Source organism: Flavobacterium limnophilum (genome assembly GCF_027111315.2).
GTDB classification, from domain to species: domain Bacteria; phylum Bacteroidota; class Bacteroidia; order Flavobacteriales; family Flavobacteriaceae; genus Flavobacterium; species Flavobacterium limnophilum.
Map to the genome: position 1 here is coordinate 1,569,141 of NZ_CP114289.2, position 17,746 is coordinate 1,586,886.

Annotated in this window: 16 protein-coding genes; 14 read left to right on the forward strand and 2 right to left on the reverse strand. The window is 39.5% G+C overall.

Features of this window, described 5'->3' with window-relative positions; genetic code table 11:
• Window positions 1-40: 40 nt before the first annotated feature.
• Window positions 41-1,558, reverse strand: a complete 1,518-nt coding sequence (locus OZP13_RS06500; protein ID WP_281299068.1) for a hypothetical protein — start codon at window positions 1,556-1,558, stop codon at window positions 41-43.
• 167 nt (window positions 1,559-1,725) lie between these two features.
• Between OZP13_RS06500 and yiaA the strand changes: the two genes are divergently transcribed.
• The 6 genes from yiaA to OZP13_RS06530 all read left to right on the forward strand — a co-directional run bounded on the left by yiaA (window position 1,726) and on the right by OZP13_RS06530 (window position 6,590).
• Window positions 1,726-2,220 carry an inner membrane protein YiaA gene (gene yiaA / locus OZP13_RS06505; protein ID WP_281299069.1) on the forward strand — a complete coding sequence of 165 codons (495 nt, stop codon included), beginning with the start codon at window positions 1,726-1,728 and terminating at the stop codon, window positions 2,218-2,220.
• A gap of 108 nt (window positions 2,221-2,328) precedes the next feature.
• Entirely contained in the window at window positions 2,329-3,621 is a 1,293-nt protein-coding gene (locus OZP13_RS06510; protein ID WP_281299070.1) for an MFS transporter, read from the forward strand.
• 250 nt (window positions 3,622-3,871) lie between these two features.
• Window positions 3,872-4,366: a YybH family protein gene (locus OZP13_RS06515; protein ID WP_281299071.1), complete on the forward strand. Its 495-nt coding sequence runs from the start codon at window positions 3,872-3,874 to the stop codon at window positions 4,364-4,366.
• 852 nt (window positions 4,367-5,218) lie between these two features.
• The gene (locus OZP13_RS06520; protein ID WP_269243052.1) at window positions 5,219-5,806 is read left to right on the forward strand and encodes a hypothetical protein; all 588 of its coding nucleotides are present in this window, start codon (window positions 5,219-5,221) and stop codon (window positions 5,804-5,806) included.
• Window positions 5,807-6,045: 239 nt separating this feature from the next.
• Window positions 6,046-6,291: a type II toxin-antitoxin system ParD family antitoxin gene (locus OZP13_RS06525; protein ID WP_100433598.1), complete on the forward strand. Its 246-nt coding sequence runs from the start codon at window positions 6,046-6,048 to the stop codon at window positions 6,289-6,291.
• Window positions 6,291-6,590, forward strand: coding sequence for a type II toxin-antitoxin system RelE/ParE family toxin (locus OZP13_RS06530; protein WP_269243053.1), 300 nt, complete (start codon window positions 6,291-6,293; stop codon window positions 6,588-6,590). Before OZP13_RS06525 ends, OZP13_RS06530 begins: the two co-directional genes overlap by 1 nt.
• Window positions 6,591-6,832: 242 nt before the next feature.
• Here OZP13_RS06530 and OZP13_RS06535 read toward each other — a convergent pair whose 3' ends face one another.
• A complete protein-coding gene (locus OZP13_RS06535; RefSeq protein WP_281299072.1) occupies window positions 6,833-8,443 on the reverse strand; it encodes a sigma-54 interaction domain-containing protein in 1,611 nt (536 codons plus the stop codon).
• 381 nt (window positions 8,444-8,824) lie between these two features.
• On the opposite strand from OZP13_RS06535, the gene nifH reads away from it, so the two are divergent.
• The 8 genes from nifH (at window position 8,825) to OZP13_RS06575 (ending at window position 17,602) form a co-directional block, all read left to right on the forward strand.
• Entirely contained in the window at window positions 8,825-9,649 is an 825-nt protein-coding gene (nifH, locus tag OZP13_RS06540) for a nitrogenase iron protein (RefSeq protein WP_281299073.1), read from the forward strand.
• Window positions 9,650-9,679: 30 nt separating this feature from the next.
• Window positions 9,680-10,006 carry a P-II family nitrogen regulator gene (locus tag OZP13_RS06545; protein WP_269243055.1) on the forward strand — a complete coding sequence of 109 codons (327 nt, stop codon included), beginning with the start codon at window positions 9,680-9,682 and terminating at the stop codon, window positions 10,004-10,006.
• 12 nt (window positions 10,007-10,018) lie between these two features.
• The gene (locus OZP13_RS06550; protein ID WP_281299074.1) at window positions 10,019-10,396 is read left to right on the forward strand and encodes a P-II family nitrogen regulator; all 378 of its coding nucleotides are present in this window, start codon (window positions 10,019-10,021) and stop codon (window positions 10,394-10,396) included.
• A gap of 17 nt (window positions 10,397-10,413) precedes the next feature.
• The gene (locus OZP13_RS06555; RefSeq protein WP_281299075.1) at window positions 10,414-12,042 is read left to right on the forward strand and encodes a nitrogenase component I subunit alpha; all 1,629 of its coding nucleotides are present in this window, start codon (window positions 10,414-10,416) and stop codon (window positions 12,040-12,042) included.
• A gap of 57 nt (window positions 12,043-12,099) precedes the next feature.
• Window positions 12,100-13,482, forward strand: a complete 1,383-nt coding sequence (nifK, locus tag OZP13_RS06560; RefSeq protein ID WP_281299076.1) for a nitrogenase molybdenum-iron protein subunit beta — start codon at window positions 12,100-12,102, stop codon at window positions 13,480-13,482.
• 61 nt (window positions 13,483-13,543) lie between these two features.
• Window positions 13,544-14,878 (forward strand): nitrogenase iron-molybdenum cofactor biosynthesis protein NifE, encoded by a 1,335-nt coding sequence (gene nifE / locus OZP13_RS06565; protein ID WP_281299077.1) that lies wholly within the window; start codon window positions 13,544-13,546, stop codon window positions 14,876-14,878.
• 2 nt (window positions 14,879-14,880) lie between these two features.
• Complete coding sequence (locus tag OZP13_RS06570) at window positions 14,881-16,266, forward strand: nitrogenase component 1 (RefSeq protein WP_281299078.1); 1,386 nt, start codon at window positions 14,881-14,883, stop codon at window positions 16,264-16,266.
• Window positions 16,267-16,297: 31 nt separating this feature from the next.
• A complete protein-coding gene (locus tag OZP13_RS06575; protein WP_281299079.1) occupies window positions 16,298-17,602 on the forward strand; it encodes a NifB/NifX family molybdenum-iron cluster-binding protein in 1,305 nt (434 codons plus the stop codon).
• Window positions 17,603-17,746 lie beyond the last annotated feature (144 nt).

Sequence of the window (17,746 nt, forward strand, 5' to 3'; positions counted from 1 at the left end):
AAAGCAAAGCGGATTTTTTTTGTAAAATAAGTTAACGATTTTATTTGGTTATTTTAGTTCCACCGGACAGTTGGGATAGCTCCCCTATACAATCGAGGCAAGTTGTATAAACATTAGCCTTGTCTATTTTGGCTTTGATCCAGGCATAAAAACTAAGAGTAAAAACATCGGTGTCTTTGCTGCTTGCACTCAATAAATTACCCACTTTTATTCTGAAAGTTTCCGAATAAATATCCTCCAATTTATAGTGAAAAATGGTGATTAGTTTAAAAAAAACTAAAACTGCATGTTCATTATGCTCTTGCAGATGGGCGTTGTATTTCCTCTTAAAACTGCTTAACCGCGACTCCACCAAATCGACATAATCCAATTCGATGAGCAGCAATATTTCAATCAGGTTTTTTTGAATTACCCATATATATCCCGTTTTATCAATATACCACTGGTCACTATGATTAAATTCTTGAAGGGTTTTAAAAGCCTCTTTGTATTTATTTTGAAAAAATAGGGTGACAATCCATGTCAGTTTTAAATCCAGCGCATAATCAGATTTATTTTTAAACTTTTCAAAGTTAAACTTGGTTATATGGGCAACTGCTTCGTCATTATTGCCTGTATAAATAAGCAATAAACTTTTTAATAATTCATGTTGCGGTTCAAAAACAGCGCTGTATTTGTTGTTTTCCAAACTCATATTCAACCACATGGCATCAAGATAACTGGCCGAAAGTTCGAAGTTTTTAATCCGGAAATAAGTATTGGCCAAATAATACAAAATCTGTAAATGATCGTGCAAATATTTGTCTTTCGTTCGTTCTGTAGCTTCAATTTTTTGACAAGCATCTTCAATAAAAGGTAAAATAGCGTGGTAATCCCTTGTTATGTAAGCGACTTGATTGGTAATTTGTAAAATCTTGAAAAGCGATTGGTAACTTAAATTTTTGGTGATCGAAATATTAAATTTATCCAAGTTTCTATGAATAATATCCGAAATACTGGGATTAGACTGGTTTAACTCCGCTTGTATCGTGGCATAAAACAGATTCAAATTTTCCTCCTGCTCCATATTCAATTTATTGGCTTGATAGCGATCTATTAAAGTTTGTAAATCAAGAGCCGAATTGAGATGTGCATGCAAGAGCAGTGTTTGGTAGATTTCGTTCAAGATAGTAAACAAGGAATGTTTACTGGCAATTAGTTCTGCTTTTGCCAAGGTTTTAAATGCGATGATAGGTTGTTTTTGCTCGAAAAATATTCTGCTTGCCAATAACAATTTTAAGGCATTCATTTCTTCAGAAGATTCCTTTTCAAAACCTTTGATGGCAATAAAATCAATCAAAACATCATATAATCGCTTAGTCAGCGCGTGATAAGCTCCTTTTGAAGGCGTTCCATATAAAATCACGTCAATATTCGACGGCAAGTTTGCAGAATCCAAAAGCCGAAACAATTCCACATTCTTGGTATCGAATCTTTTGTTTCGTTCCTTTAAGTTCCGCACAAACGCTTTCTTGTCTTCAGCAGATAAGCTGGCGATAATGGCGTGTAGAGTGCTCATTTATATCGTAAGTTATTTGTATCAAATATAGCTATTTTAATAGATATTCATACCGTATTTTAAATTTATATCGTAAGTAGTATTGAAATAATGATTTCTCAAGTTCGGTTTATTGTTACAATTTTGACCCATAGAAATAAACAATTAACCCACTAAATTTTAACATCATGGAAGACAATTTAAATTCTTACACTACTCAAGAAAAACAGACACTATCAAAAACATCGAAAAAGAAGTCAATTCAAGTATTTGATCAAAAACCTACTCCAGCATTTATAGGCGCTTCATGGATTACCCTTTTTACAGGAGTGATATCCTATTGTGTAGGATTATGGAATTCGGACATGCAATTAAACGAGAGAGGCTATTACTTTACCATTTTACTATTTGGTTTATTTTCGGCCATATCGGTTCAAAAAAGCGTAAGAGATCGATTGGAAGGATTAGAAGTAACCGATTTGTATTATGGCATTAGCTGGTTTTCAGCCTTGAGCGCTATTTTGCTTTTAATCATCGGATTATGGAATGCCGACCTATTATTAAGTGAAAAAGGTTTTTATGGAATGTCTTACCTTTTAAGCCTATATGCTTCTATTGCTGTCCAAAAAAATACACGCGACAAAAGTTATATTGAAAATAATAAATTAACTCTCGAAGAGTAATAAACCAAAGTTTAGAATTTAAAATACTCCTATTTAATTGATTTAAATTCTAAACTTGCAATATTTCAACTACTTTTAACGACATCTATTTTAATCAAGTTAAAACCAATGCTAGAAAAAAACAATAAAAAACTAATAAATGCCTGGTCTTCATTTGATTGGGCAAATTCAGTTTACAATCTTATAGTGACTACCGCCATATTTCCCATTTATTATTTAACCACAACCCAAGCAGTTTATGGTGGTGAAATGGTTCGATTTTTTAACATATCGATTAAAAATTCGGTGCTCTACTCCTTTGCTATATCATTTTCATTTTTAATAATTGTATTTATATCTCCCATATTGTCGGGAATAGCAGATTACGGAGGATTGAAAAAACAATTCATGCAATTTTTTACTTATCTGGGCTCTTTATCCTGTATTGGACTCTATTTTTTTACGGGAGAAAACGTGGAATATGGCATTGCCTGTTCCATTTTGGCCAGTATTGGTTATGCAGGTTCCTTGGTTTTTTATAACGGTTTTTTACCCGAAGTAGCTTCCAATGAATTTATGGATAAAGTAAGTGCAAAGGGGTTTTCCATGGGATATATAGGAAGCGTTGTTTTACTTGTTGTCAACTTGTTATTATTCCAAAAACCGGAATTATTTGGTTTTGAAAATGGCGGCTCAGCCACTCGATTCGGGTTCATTTTGGTTGGGATTTGGTGGATTGGATTTTCCCAAATTTCGTTCTCCTATTTAAAAGATCGAGGGAAACGTAAAAAAATAACCTGGGATATTTTAGGCCATGGCATAAAAGAGTTGAAAAAAGTATTTAAAACAGTGAAATCAAAATTGGCCATGAGCCGATTTCTGACCTCCTTTTTCCTTTATAGCATGGGCGTGCAAACGGTTATGTTGCTAGCCCCATTATTTGCTGACAAAGAAATTGGATTGGGTGCCGACGAAATGATAATAGTGGTACTAATTATACAAATAATTGCTATTGGAGGTGCTTACTTCTTTGCTTTTCTCTCTAAATTAAAAGGCAATGGATTTGCCATCAGCACGACCTTAATTATATGGATTTTCGTTTGTATCGCTGGATATTTTCTAAAAGACAAGATTACTTTTTATGCGCTTGCAGCCTTTTTAGGATTTGTAATGGGCGGAATACAATCAATTTCAAGATCAACTTATTCAAAATTAATTCCAACGGAAACCAAAGACACTGCATCCTTTTTTAGCTTTTATGATATTACCGAAAAACTGGCCATAGTTATTGGATCCTTGTCTTACGGATTAATTGACCAGTTAACCGGAAGTATGCGAAACAGCATGCTCTTTATGTCCATCTTTTTTATTGGTGGCTTTGTATTACTTCAATTGGCAAATCTTAAAAAAAATATGGAATGATTTATCGTCTTCTTCAAAATTCATAAAAGTAGGTAGTAGCCAAGCCAACATGACCACATTTGCCGATGCAATTCTAATGTCTTCTCGGGCGCAATCGAGAGACAGTCGCTTTTAGAATATTTAAATATATGGAAATCCGTTTTGTGAAAGCAAAGCGGATTTTTTTTGTTAATAAATTATTACATATAAAAGTGTATTGGGAATCAATTGTTTATATCTTTAAGTAAATATTAACCAAAACCCTTGTACCATGAGAAAAACACATTTAATCAAAGTACTTTTAGCGACCTTAATTTTGCTAACCCTCAGTTGCAAAAAAGAAACGGAAGCACCGACCGAAACGAAACCGGCATTCAATTTGGAGGAAGCAAAAGCAGCCATAGAAACTGCCGGTCAAACATTTGTCATCGCCATGAACAAAGGCGATTCGATTACTTTGGCAAATTGCTACACTAAAGATGCCAAAATGATGGGTGCAAATGAAAAATCAATCATTGGAAGACCCGCAATTAAAAAAGTATTCAGTGACTGGATCAAGGGCGAAATGCCAACTTTCACGATGAAAACCATCGAAATATGGGGCAACGAAGAAATGATGGCGGCCGAAGAAGAATGGACCTTCTCGGACAAAGACGGAAAAATACTGGACTCCGGAAAATCTATTGAACTTTTCAAAATGGAAGACGGAAAATGGCGACTCTACCGAGATTGCTACAATTCCGACCTGCCTTGTCCTTCCAAATAAAAAAAACAGTTTTCAAATAATGGAATTCCCTGATTGTTGTTTCAGTTAGGGATTTTTTATGGTGTATGCGTTGAAAGTTTTGTAAGAAATAAAATCTTTTTTTTGATGGTTTGTAATCGTAATTGTATATATTTGAAATGAAATGAAGGTATGACGTTTGTCACTACAATCTACCTAAAATTGGAGGGTTTTATGTGATTATGTCAGATATATAAACGAGTTATAGCCAATATTACTGAAGACGAAGTTGAACGAGTTGACAATTTTGTCATTCCTAAATAATAACAAAATAAAAATGAACCGCAAAAGTTTACTAATCTTAACTATTCTTTCAGTTTTAAATTCTACGATTTTAGCTTTGTTTTCATATCTAACAGTCTTTATGTACAAAAATTCGATTGGACAATCTGAAAATTTAGCTAGCGCTGTAATATTTATCAGTTTTTTCATAGCTTTTCTTATGAAAATATTAAAAAGAAAACTTTGGACTATAATTGCTTCACTTGTTTCAGACATAATCCTTGTACTTTTTTTTTTATATAATGTGACTGACTTTGATTCATTTTCCGATTTTGTAAAGAGTCTTTTGAATATCGAAACTCATACTGTTCTTGTTTTGTATTTATATCTAATCGTATATTATTTTTTAATTTTTAAAGACTATAATAAAATAGAATTAGACAAACTTATAATGACTAAAGAGGCCTAATCTAAGTAAGAAAGAAAACACTGTCTATAACATAGATGCTACAACGGATTTGGGATGATTTGGCAAATCCGTGAACATAATCGCGAATAAATCTAGTTGTAAATTGAAATTTTAAAAAAGACAAAAAAAAAACAAAAAACACAATGAAAAAAATACTTACAATCACATTACTTATATTTTGTTCTTCTATTACATATTGCCAAACATTAACTTTAGAAGAATTTCAAAAGCAAGCTTCTCTTTCAGGTTTAAAATTTGAAATGCCTGTTGGTTATAAAATAAAAGAAATCAAAGAGAATAGAGATTTACAATATACATTCGCAATAATTAATAAAGATCAAACAATGGAAGTCCGATATTCTATTTTTCCTTTGAAAACAATGTTTGAAAAATATGAAAAGTCAAAAAACGACCCAAATACAATAATGATTAATCCAAACAATTTGTATATGGGAATAATGAGATCGAATGTAATGAATATGACTAATGGAAAAATGGTTAATATTGGAGATTTTCCAACAATAGCGGTAAAAAAAGAATTTAATGCTGATTATGGTGGAAGTTCATTTTTTGAATTTAATTGTGAATTTGGAAAGGGTTATAAATATGGTCAAGCAGTTTGTTTACATAGAAATAATGTAGCCGACGTAATAATAACTTTTATGAGTAACGACAGAAATATACATTCAGACTTAATGGATATTCCATTCCACTCTTTAACATTTAAATAAATAAACCGTCTAACAACTACAACAGCTTTAAAACAATTGGCCTAATGGAAAGTTGGTTTTGTATCTTGGGTGATTTGCTTCGCCTGTTAACTATCGCTCGTGTAGCAAATCCGAATAATGGGCTTAATTTAGTCTCAAACCCGCAGCAGTACCAGAACGCTAGAAGTAACTTTTGCGCAAAAATCGAAAAAATTTGATTTTAATACCAATTATTGGTATCTTTGGTAAAAATAAAAATTATGGCACGAAATACATCAATCTTATTAGGAGACTATTTTGAAAACTTTATTAATGAACAAATTTCCACAGGAAAATACAGTTCAGTAAGTGAAGTTGTCAGAACTGCTTTAAGAGTTTTTGAGCAAGAAGAAACTAAAACAAAATCTCTAATCAATGAACTAAAAATTGGTGAAAAGAGTAGTAAAATCAGGAATTTTGACCGCAATAAAAATCTCGAAATGCTAAAAGCTAATTTTCAAAAATAGTGCCTGAGTATATAATTAGTGAAAAGGCATTAGAAGATATTAATAACATTTGGATTTATACGGCAGAAAATTGGTCTGTCGAACAAGCAGATCGATATTATAACTTAATCATTGACGAAATTGAATATATCGTCGATAATATAGATATGGCTTGTGACTTTGGGAAAATTCGAAAATCATATAGCTATTCAAAAGTAAAATCACATTTAATTTTCTTTAAAAAAGACAAAACAAATGAAATTGAAGTCGTTAGAGTTTTACACGAAAGAATGGATATTGAAAACAGATTAGCGGAATAAACAAAAAAACTACTGCTAATACAAATACTAAGTAACAACTATTGTATAATGTCGTATTTTAAAATTAGACAAAATGACGCAACAGATTGATTTTAAATACTATTTGAAATATTGCTCCTTTTGACTTTACGACATTTAAACTTTCGACTTACTTACTTACAACGGCTTTAAAAACAATTGACTTAATCAAAAATTGGTTTTTATTTAGGATGATTTGACAATTCCAAAGAAAACCCCAAATCTCACCCCACCTTCTCCTTATACTTGTCCACGTCAATATTGTATTTATCGATTCGCAAGCCCAGTTTGCGGTTGGAAATGCTGAGTTGTTTGGCGGTTTGCAAAACATTCCCTTTTTTGTCCGTGAGACAATCGATGATCAATTGTTTTTCGACTTTCTCCACGATAATTTGAAGCGTTCCCTTGCTGAAAGTGCTTGAAGATTGTGCCGTTTGAAGCGTGGGTGGCAAATTTTCTATCCGGATGACCTGGTCGCTGCTGATAATGGCGGCGCGTTCGATACAATTTTCCAATTCCCGTATGTTTCCCGGCCAATGGTAAATCATCAAGGCATCGATGGCCGAGGAAGAAATACGCAGGATATGGGTGCCGTTTTTCTTGTTTGCTTTTTGGATAAAGTGGTCTGCCAAAAGCGGAATGTCGCTCAATCGTTCCCGCAAGGCTGGCATATAGATGGGAAACACGTTGAGTCGGTAGTACAAATCTTCCCGGAACTTCCCTTCGACAATGGCGTTTTCCAGATTCCGGTTGGTGGCCGTGATGATTCTCACGTCACATTTGATGGTTTTGGAACCGCCAAGACGTTCAAATTCTTTTTCTTGGAGCACGCGCAACAATTTGATTTGCATCGGTGCCGAAAGTTCTCCTATTTCGTCAATGAACAAGGAACCGCCCTCGGCCAATTCGAATCTTCCTTTTTTCATTTCGGAAGCGCCCGTAAAGGCTCCTTTTTCATGGCCAAACAATTCGCTTTCAATCAAGGATTCCGGCAAGGCGGAACAATTCACCTTGATGAAGGGTTTTGATTCCCTGTCACTTTTATAATGTATCGCATCGGCAATCAACTCCTTCCCCACGCCACTTTCGCCTCGGATAAGCACCGTGGCCTGGGTTTTGGAAACCTGTTCGATTTGTTTGAAAACTTCCCGAAGTTTGGACGAATTCCCGACCATGTTCTCCTGCAAAAAACGGTTTTCTAATTCCAGATGCAATTGCTGGTTTTCGCTTTTCAAACGCTCAATATATTCCATTCGGTCTTGCCTGACCCTTACGGCCTGCCCCACCATCGAACCAATCACGGAAAGAATCCGAATCAGCTCGTTTTTGTTCACTCGCTCGTCATAAACCCTAAAAATACTCAAGGTGCCCACGATTTCAAAATCTACTTTTATGGGAACTATAATGAAGGAAATGTCCTTTTTGGTTTTGGTTTTGAGCTCCATATTTGTCTTGTTGGCAAAACCGTGGGCACATTCGATTTTGTCGATAAAAATGGGTTCGCCACTTTTCACGACATTTCCGGTTGCCCCTTCCCCCACCAAATAATTTCCCTGCTTTTTGACGGCAGGTGAAAGACCATAGGAGGCTTCAATCAAGATCTTGGAAACTTCCCGATTCAATATCGACAAAATAGAACGTTCGGCATCCAGATATTTGGCTACCAACTCCATAATGGGATCCAGGGTGTCCTTGATAAACCGGCTGTTGTTGATCATCGTGCTGATTTCAAACAAAAGTGGTAGTTCGGTGTCTCCTTTACAGAATCGTCCGGCTTTATGGCAATAGTGACTTTTAAAGCCTTCTTTTATGGTATCGTCTAATACTGTGGACATTGGAAATTGGTTTTGTTTTACCTCATTTTAGCGAAGCATTTCATCGATTGTAAAAATACGGAATTTTTAATGAAATATCCGATTTTGATAATTTTAAATAACGAAAACGTAATAGTAGTCATTTTAATTCGTCATATTTCAAATTTTAATAATAATTCTGCAATACTTATTTTTTACGATTATGTAAAAATGCCCCTGAAATTTTACATTTATGTAAAGTTGAAATCAAATAAAAATAGCTCCAAAAAAAATATTAAACTTTTTAATCCATTACAATTCAATGGTTTGTACAATTATAAAGAACACCTCTTTCCCTAAAACAATTGTATTGGCATAGTGCTTGGCTAATGCCTTTCAAACATTCATTAAAATAATTTTATTATGAGAAAAATAGCAATTTACGGAAAAGGTGGCATTGGTAAATCGACCACAACACAAAACACGGTGGCTGGTTTGGCCGAAATGGGAAAAAAAGTAATGGTAGTCGGTTGCGACCCCAAAGCAGATTCAACTCGTTTGCTTTTGGGAGGATTGGCCCAAAAAACGGTATTGGACACCTTGCGGGAAGAAGGCGAAGACGTGGTATTGGAAGACATCATGAAACCGGGTTACGGAAACACGAGTTGCACCGAATCTGGCGGACCGGAACCGGGAGTGGGTTGTGCGGGTCGTGGAATCATCACCTCCATCAACATGTTGGAACAATTGGGAGCTTATGATTCTGACAAGGCTTTGGATTATGCGTTTTACGATGTATTGGGCGACGTGGTTTGCGGTGGATTTGCAATGCCGATTCGTGACGGAAAAGCCGAAGAAATTTACATCGTGGTTTCCGGAGAAATGATGGCGATGTATGCGGCCAACAACATTTGCAAAGGGATCGTGAAGTTTGCACAAGCCGGAGCCGTTCGATTGGGAGGTTTGATTTGCAACAGCCGTTTGGTGGACAACGAACGCCAAATGATCGAGGAATTGGCCAAAAAATTGGGAACCCAAATGATTCACTTTGTGCCTCGTCACAACATGGTTCAAAAAGCGGAAATCCACAGACAAACGGTAATCGAATACGAACCGACCCACGAACAAGCGGACGAATACAGACAATTGGCACGCAAAATTGACCAAAACAAAATGTTTGTAGTCCCTACTCCTCTTGAAATTGAAGAATTGGAAGGCTTGCTTATCGAATTCGGAATCTTGAATTAATCCATTAAACCATTTAAAAAAAACAGCATTATGCAATTAATTAGAGCCATTGTAAGATCGGAGAAATCTCCAACTGTTATTAAAGCCTTGTTCGAATCCGGTTTTGTTGCCGTGACAAGAGTGCCCGTTGTGGGACGTGGAAAACAAAGAGGAATTAAAATAGGTGACATCACTTATGACGAAATCCCGAAAGACCTGCTAATGATTGTGGTCAACGACGACGACAAAGACTTTTCGATAAGAACCATCATGGAATCGGCACGAACAGGCGAAAAAGGAGCTTACGGAGACGGAAAAATATTTGTGTCTCCGGTAGAGGAAGCCTACACCATCAGTCGTGGCACCAAAGAACTTTAAAATTCGACAACTATGAAGACCATCATCGCCATATTAAGAATTCACACCATGAACCAAACGAAAAAAGCACTTTCCGATGCCGACATTCCATCATTTACCGCCACAGGCCAAGTGTATGGACGCGGAAAAGGAAAATGGGATGCCCAAGTCATGGAAGGCGTGAAAAACAACCAACCCGAAGCCATCGCGCTTTTGGGGCCTGAACCAAGACTTCGTTTGCACCGATTGCTTACCCTTACCGTTCCCGATTCAAAAGTCAAAACAGCCGTGCAAGTAATCATGGATGCCAACAGAACCAACGCTCCGGGTGACGGAAAAATATTTGTACTGCCCACATCGGAAGCACTTAGTATTCGTACGGGTGAGTTTGGCGACAGCGTATTGGATTAATACTAAAAACGAAAACTATGTCTATAGATACTAAAACAAATGCATTTCCCGATCCATCGGATCTAATTGAGGAAATTTTAAACAAATACCCTAGCAAAGTAGGGAAAAAGAGATCCAAATCTTTGGTAACCAATGATCCAGAAGAAGATCAGGTAATGCAATCAAATATCCGAACCATTCCGGGAATCATTACCCAAAGAGGCTGCTGTTATGCCGGTTGCAAAGGAGTAATATTGGGGCCAACCCGCGACATCATCAATATCGTGCATGGGCCAATTGGATGTTCTTTCTACGCTTGGCTTACCAGAAGAAACCAAACCGATGCCGGTCTGGATGGCGAAAACTACATGAACTACTGTTTTTCGACAGACATGCAGGACACCAACATCGTGTACGGAGGAGAAAAAAAATTGGAAGCTGCCATTCGCGAAGCTTACGAAATATTCAAACCCCATTCCATCGGCGTGTTTTCAACTTGTCCAATTGGATTAATCGGTGACGACGTGCATGCGGTTTCCAAAAAGATGAAAGAAGAATTGGGCATCAACATTTTTGGATTCAGTTGCGAAGGTTACAAAGGGGTTAGCCAATCGGCCGGTCACCACATCGCCAACAACGGAATATTCAAACACGTGATTGGTTTGAACGACAAAGATCCGGGAGGAAAATTCAAATTGAACCTGCTGGGTGAATACAACATCGGTGGAGACTCCTTTGTCATCGAAAAATATTTTGAAGAAATGGGAATCACCTTGGTTTCAACTTTTAGCGGTAACTCCAGCATCCATCAATTCGAAAATGCCCACATGGCCGATTTGAATGCCGTAATGTGCCACCGATCCATCAATTACATCGCCGAAATGTTGGAACAAAAACACGGAATTCCTTGGATAAAAATCAACTTTATCGGAGCCGATGCCACGGCCAAATCCTTGATGAAAATTGCCGAATATTTCGAAGACGAAGGACTGATTGCCAAAGCCAAAACCATCATCGAAAGGGAAATGCTCGAAGTGAAAGCCGTCATCGAAGACGTGAAAAGCCGAACCGAAGGCAAATTGTGCATGATGTACGTGGGAGGTTCAAGAGCACACCACTACCAAGAATTGTTTGGCGAAATCGGAATGCGCACCATCTCTGCCGGTTACGAATTTGGACACCGTGACGATTACGAAGGTCGAAAAGTGATTGACAGCATCAAGATTGACGCCGACAGCAGAAACATCGAAGAACTCGAAGTGACCAAGGACGAAAAACTTTGGAGACAAGATTTGGTGGACAAAAAATCTTCATTGGCAAACAATGGGTATGAATTCAGCCATTATGACGGAATGATGCCGGACATGGAAAAAAACAGTTTGGTTATCGACGACATTTCACACTGGGAAACGGAGAAACTGATTGAATACTACAAACCGGACATCATTGGTGCAGGTATCAAGGAAAAATACGTCATCCAAAAATATGGCGTGCCGTTGAAACAGCTGCACAGTTACGATTACGGAGGCCCTTATGCCGGTTTTAGGGGTGCCGTCAATTTCTACAAGGATATCGACAAAATGGTGAACACCAAAATTTGGGGATTGATTCCACCGCCTTGGAAAAACCAGCCTGGATTAGTGGCAAAATTGGCCCACTCAGCTTAAAAAGCTGGGTGGAGACCCAGTGACAATACCATTTATAAACTTTAAATTAGAGAAATTATGTTATTAAGACATACCACAAAAGATATAGTAGAAAGGACTTCTTTAACTATCAATCCAGCCAAAACTTGCCAACCCGTGGGAGCCATGTATGCCGCCCTCGGAATTCACGGATGCCTGCCGCACAGTCACGGTTCGCAAGGTTGTTGCTCCTACCACAGGACGGCCTTGACGCGACATTACAAGGAACCCATTATGGCAGCAACCAGCTCGTTTACCGAAGGTTCTTCCGTTTTTGGCGGACAAGCCAACTTGATGGAAGCCATCGACAATATTTTCACCATTTACGAACCGGACATCATTGCTGTTCATTCCACTTGTCTATCGGAAACCATTGGGGACGACTTGACGCAAATTGTGGAAAAAGCCAATGCCAATGGCAAAATCCCGGAAGGAAAATACGTGATTTATTGCAACACGCCTAGTTATATCGGTTCCCACGTTACGGGATATTCCAATATGGTGAGCGGCATCGTGAAATGTTTGGCCACTTCCACGGGAGTTAAAAACGACAAAATAAACCTCATATCGGGTTGGGTGGAACCATCGGACATGAGGGAAGTAAAAAGAATCGCGACACTTATGGGAGCTCCATTCACGCTTTTCCCGGACACTTCCGACGTGGTGGATGCACCGCAAACGGGTACTTTCGAAATGTATCCAAAAGGCGGAACCAAAATTCCGGACCTGATTGCTTCCGGCGACAACAAAGCGACTTTGGCTTTTGGCGAATGGGCTACGGCCGATGCAGCCACCAAATTAAACATCAAATGCAAGGTGCCGTTTGAAGTGACCGACCTACCCATTGGAGTAAGGGCCACCGACCGTTTCATCATGAAAATGTCAGAATTGGCAGAAGTAAGCATTCCCGACGAAATCACTGCCGAAAGAGGAAGATTGGTCGACATGATTACCGACATGCAACAGTATTTGCACGGCAAACGCGTGGCCTTGTTTGGAGATCCAGACCAACTGATTCCACTAGCCGAGTTCTTGTTGGACATGAACATGAAACCGGTGTACATCGTTTCAGGTACTCCTGGCAAAAAAATGCACAGAAGATTGGAAGAAATGATTTTGCCAATTGTTCCCGAAGCCAAATTCCAAAACGGTTTGGGAGCCGACATGTATTTGTTGCACCAATGGATCAAGGAAGAAGGTGTCGATTTGTTGATTGGAAACACCTACGGCAAATACATTGCCAGAGATGAAAACACGCCGTTCCTGAGAATGGGATTCCCAATCCTGGATCGCGTGGGTCACTCCTATTTTCCGACTTTGGGCTATATGGGAGGTCTTCGAATTTTGGAAAAAATCCTGGGATTAATCATGGACAAACAAGATGCAGAATCCTCTGAATCTGAATTCGAATTAACAATGTAAAAATGATACATACAGTGGTTTAAAAGCGATAAAATGAATCAATAATTTAAAGGCAAAACACATGGAATCGATACTTAAAGGCAGACAAAACCAGATAATGACCAAGGGTACGGATTCGCATGAACTAAGTTGCGACAAATCGAGTCTGGCAGGATCCGTGAGCCAAAGAGCTTGCGTGTTTTGCGGCTCTAGGGTGGTGCTCTACCCTATTTCCGATGCCCTTCATTTGGTGCATGGACCTATTGGTTGCGCTGCTTACACTTGGGACATCAGGGGTTCGTTGTCGTCGGGACCGCAAATCCACCGACTTAGTTTCTCGACGGACATCAAGGAAAAACAAGTCATTTTTGGAGGCGAAAAAACCTTGAAAAGCGCCCTTGTCGAATTGATAGCCGAATACAAACCCAAAGCGGCTTTCGTGTATTCCACTTGTATTGTCGATTTGATTGGAGATGACGTGGAAAGCGTTTGCAAAAACGTGACCAAAGAAACAGGGATTGAAGTGATAACGGTACAAGCACCCGGTTTTGCCGGTACCAAAAAAGACGGTTACAAAGTCGCCTGTGATGCGCTGATGAAACTCGTTGGAACCAAGGGAAATGAGGAAACGATTCCCAACAGCATCAACATTATTGGCGATTTCAACCTTGCCGGCGAGCTGTATTTATTGCGCGATTATTACGAAAAAATGGGCGTTCACATTTTGGCCACCATTACCGGCGATGGGCGCGTGGATGCCGTTCGTCAATCCCACAAAGCGGCGTTGAACATTGTGCAGTGTTCCGGCTCCATGAGCAATCTGGCCATGCAAATGGAAAAGAAATATCAAATCCCGAATTTGAGAGTTTCCTATTTTGGCATAGAAGACATGTCCGATGCGCTGTATAATGTAGCCCGCTTTTTCGACAACCAGGACATGATGGACAAAGCCATCGAATTGGTTCGAACCGAAGTGAGCGATTTATTGCCCAAACTCGAATTTTACAAAAAAGCCCTGAAGGGAAAAAAAGCGGCCATCTACGTGGGTGGCGCTTTCAAGGCTATTTCGCTGATAAAAGCCTTGCGAATGATTGGCGTAAAAACGGTGGTCGTGGGTTCCCAAACAGGAAACAAGGAAGATTACCTGACCATGAAAAACCTCAGTGATGAAGGAACCATTTTGGTCGACGACACCAACCCTTTGGAATTAACCCAATTGGTCAAACGCACCAACGCCGACATCCTGATTGGCGGCGTCAAGGAAAGACCCATTGCCTATAAATTGGGCTTGGGATTTTGCGACCACAACCACGAACGTAAACTGGCTTTGGCGGGTTACGAAGGGATGCTGAATTTCGCCAAGGAAATTTACGCCACCGCAATGAGTCCTGTTTTTCAATTCACCAAAAACAAATAGCCATGGAAAAAGCAATCGACATCATCGAAAAAGAAAAAGCCTTTACCTCCACGCGCAACGCCTGCAAAGTATGCACACCATTGGGCGGAAGCATCGTCTTCAAGGGAATCGAAGGTTGTGTGCCACTGATTCATGGTTCACAAGGCTGTGCTACCTACATCAGACGCTATTTAATCAGCCATTACAAAGAACCCGTGGACATTGCTTCGACCAATTTCACCGAAGAAACAGCCATTTTTGGAGGCGAGAACAACTTGTTCATCGCCATAAAAAACGTGACGGAACAATACAATCCCAAAATAATCGGCATTGCCACCACTTGCCTGAGTGAAGTGATTGGGGACGACATGCGCAAAATCATCCACAAATACAAAACCGAAAATGAAGGTAATCCCAACTTGCCGGAATTGGTATTCGTGAACACCCCCAGTTTTATGGGAACACACATCAACGGTTTTCACGACACGGTTTTGTCGCTGGTCAAAGCATTTGCTACCAGAAATCAAGTGGCGCACAGCGTAAATATTTTTCCGGGTTTTCTCTCTCCAGCCGATTTGCAACTGTTGAAAGAAATCTTCGAAGACCTGGCCATCAACGCCGTCATGGTTCCCGATTATTCCGATATTTTGGACAATGAATATACGGGCGAATACGAAAAATTGCCCAAAGGCGGAACCACCATCAAGGAACTGCAGGATACGGCTTGCGCCAAGGCATCGCTGGAATTGGGGTATATTTTGAATAAATCAAATCCCAATTCGCAATCGGCAGCCGAGTTTTTGGAATCCGATTTTGATGTGCCTCGAATCAATTTGAACATTCCCATAGGCATCAAGGCCACGGACGCTTTTTTTGAAGCCCTCGAAAAACTAGCAAACACCAAAACGCCCGAAAAATATACCAAACAACGCGGAAAATTAGTGGATGCGTATGTGGATGGACACAAATATGTCTTTGGAAAAAAGGCAGTGGTTTATGGTGAAGAAGATTTCGTGATTGCCATGATTGCCTTCTTGGAAGAAATCGGAATCGAAACCGTGCTCTGTGCATCGGGTGGCGACAGCGGACTGTTGAAAACCGTGATTCAGGAAAAAATCAACCCCAGAACGGATATTCTAATCCACGACAATTTCGATTTTGAAGAAATAGCCACCGTCTGCAAGGAATTGAAACCTGACATCCTCATTGGCAACAGCAAAGGCTATTATATCGCTCGCGAACTGGGAATTCCCTTGGCCAGAGTGGGTTTCCCCATTCACGACAGATTGGGCGGAGCACGCATCAAACACATTGGTTACGAAGGAACGCAACAATTGTTTGACATGATTGCCAACATCTTGATTCAACAAATGCAGGATCATTCGCCGGTGGGATACAAGTACATGTAACCGAGAATTCCAGCATAAACAATAACTATAATTGAACAGTACAGAACCATTAAAAGACAAGAACATGGAAAACACGACAGCTTTAAATAAGGTACACCCTTGCTTTGACAAGGAAGCAAAAATGAAATATGCCCGAATTCATATTCCGGTAGCGCCTAAATGTAATGTTCAATGTGGGTATTGCAACAGAAAATACGATTGTGTCAACGAAAGCCGCCCTGGCGTGACCAGTTCCATTTTGAAACCTTTTCAGGCACTGAATTACATCCGGGCCATTTCGCAAAAAATCACGAACATCTCGACCATCGGGATTGCAGGCCCTGGAGATGCTTTTGCCGAACCGGAAAAAACATTGGAATCCATTCGATTGATCAAAAAAGAGTTTCCCGACAAAATATTTTGCCTTTCTTCAAACGGTTTAAACGTCCTGCCTTACATCGATGAAATTGCGGAATTAAATGTGACCCACGTGACCTTGACCATCAACAGTTTCAGGTTGGAAACCCTGCAAAAAATCTACACCTGGGTGCGTCACGACAAAAAAGTCTATCGAGGCATCGAAGCCGCCAAAGTAATGCTGAGCCAACAAGGAGAAACCTTGAAAGCCCTGGTGGCCAAAGGCATTGTCGTAAAAATAAACAGCGTTATCATTCCCGGAGTCAACGAAACCGAAATGGAAGAAGTCGCTGAAAAAGTCGCCGAATTGGGTGCCACGACTATGAACTGCATTCCGCTAATTCCAACCGAGGGAAGTGCTATGGAAGGCCTTGAAAAACCAACGGGAGAAATGGTTCGAAACATCATTCGCTCCATCCACAAATTCATAAAACCAATGACCCATTGCGCCCGTTGCCGAGCCGATGCCGCAGGAATGCTGGGAAAAGACGACACCGGAGCCTACAAATTGATTGAACAATGTTCCGTGATGCCGACAGCGATTGACAAAACAAGACCCTACGTGGCCATCGCCAGTTACGAAGGCTTGATGATCAACAAACACTTGGGAGAAGCGGACGACTTTCTAATTTACAAACAAACCGACACGGGTTATGAATTGGTCGAAAAGCGATTGGCTCCTCCAAAAGGAATGGGAGACTTGCGCTGGATCAACCTCGCCAAAAAACTGAACGATTGTTCGTATATCTTGGTCAACGGCGTGGGAGCCAAACCGGTGGATTTGCTTCAAAAAGTGGGAATCGCCGTGGTGGAAATGTCGGGCTTGATTGACGACGGACTCGATGCGGTTTACAAAGGCATCAAGCTGAAATCGGTAATCAAGACCACCATGACCAAATGCGGCAGCAGTTGCGGTGGCAATGCCTTGGGTTGCGGATAGTTTTTTAAAACTCTAATGCACACTTTGACTTTTTATCCAATAAAAAAATTGAAACACATAGAAAGATAGAAAAAAAGAGTTTGATAGCCCATTTCTTGGGTTCGCATAGCTATGATTTTCTATAAAAAGTGAAACGACTAAACA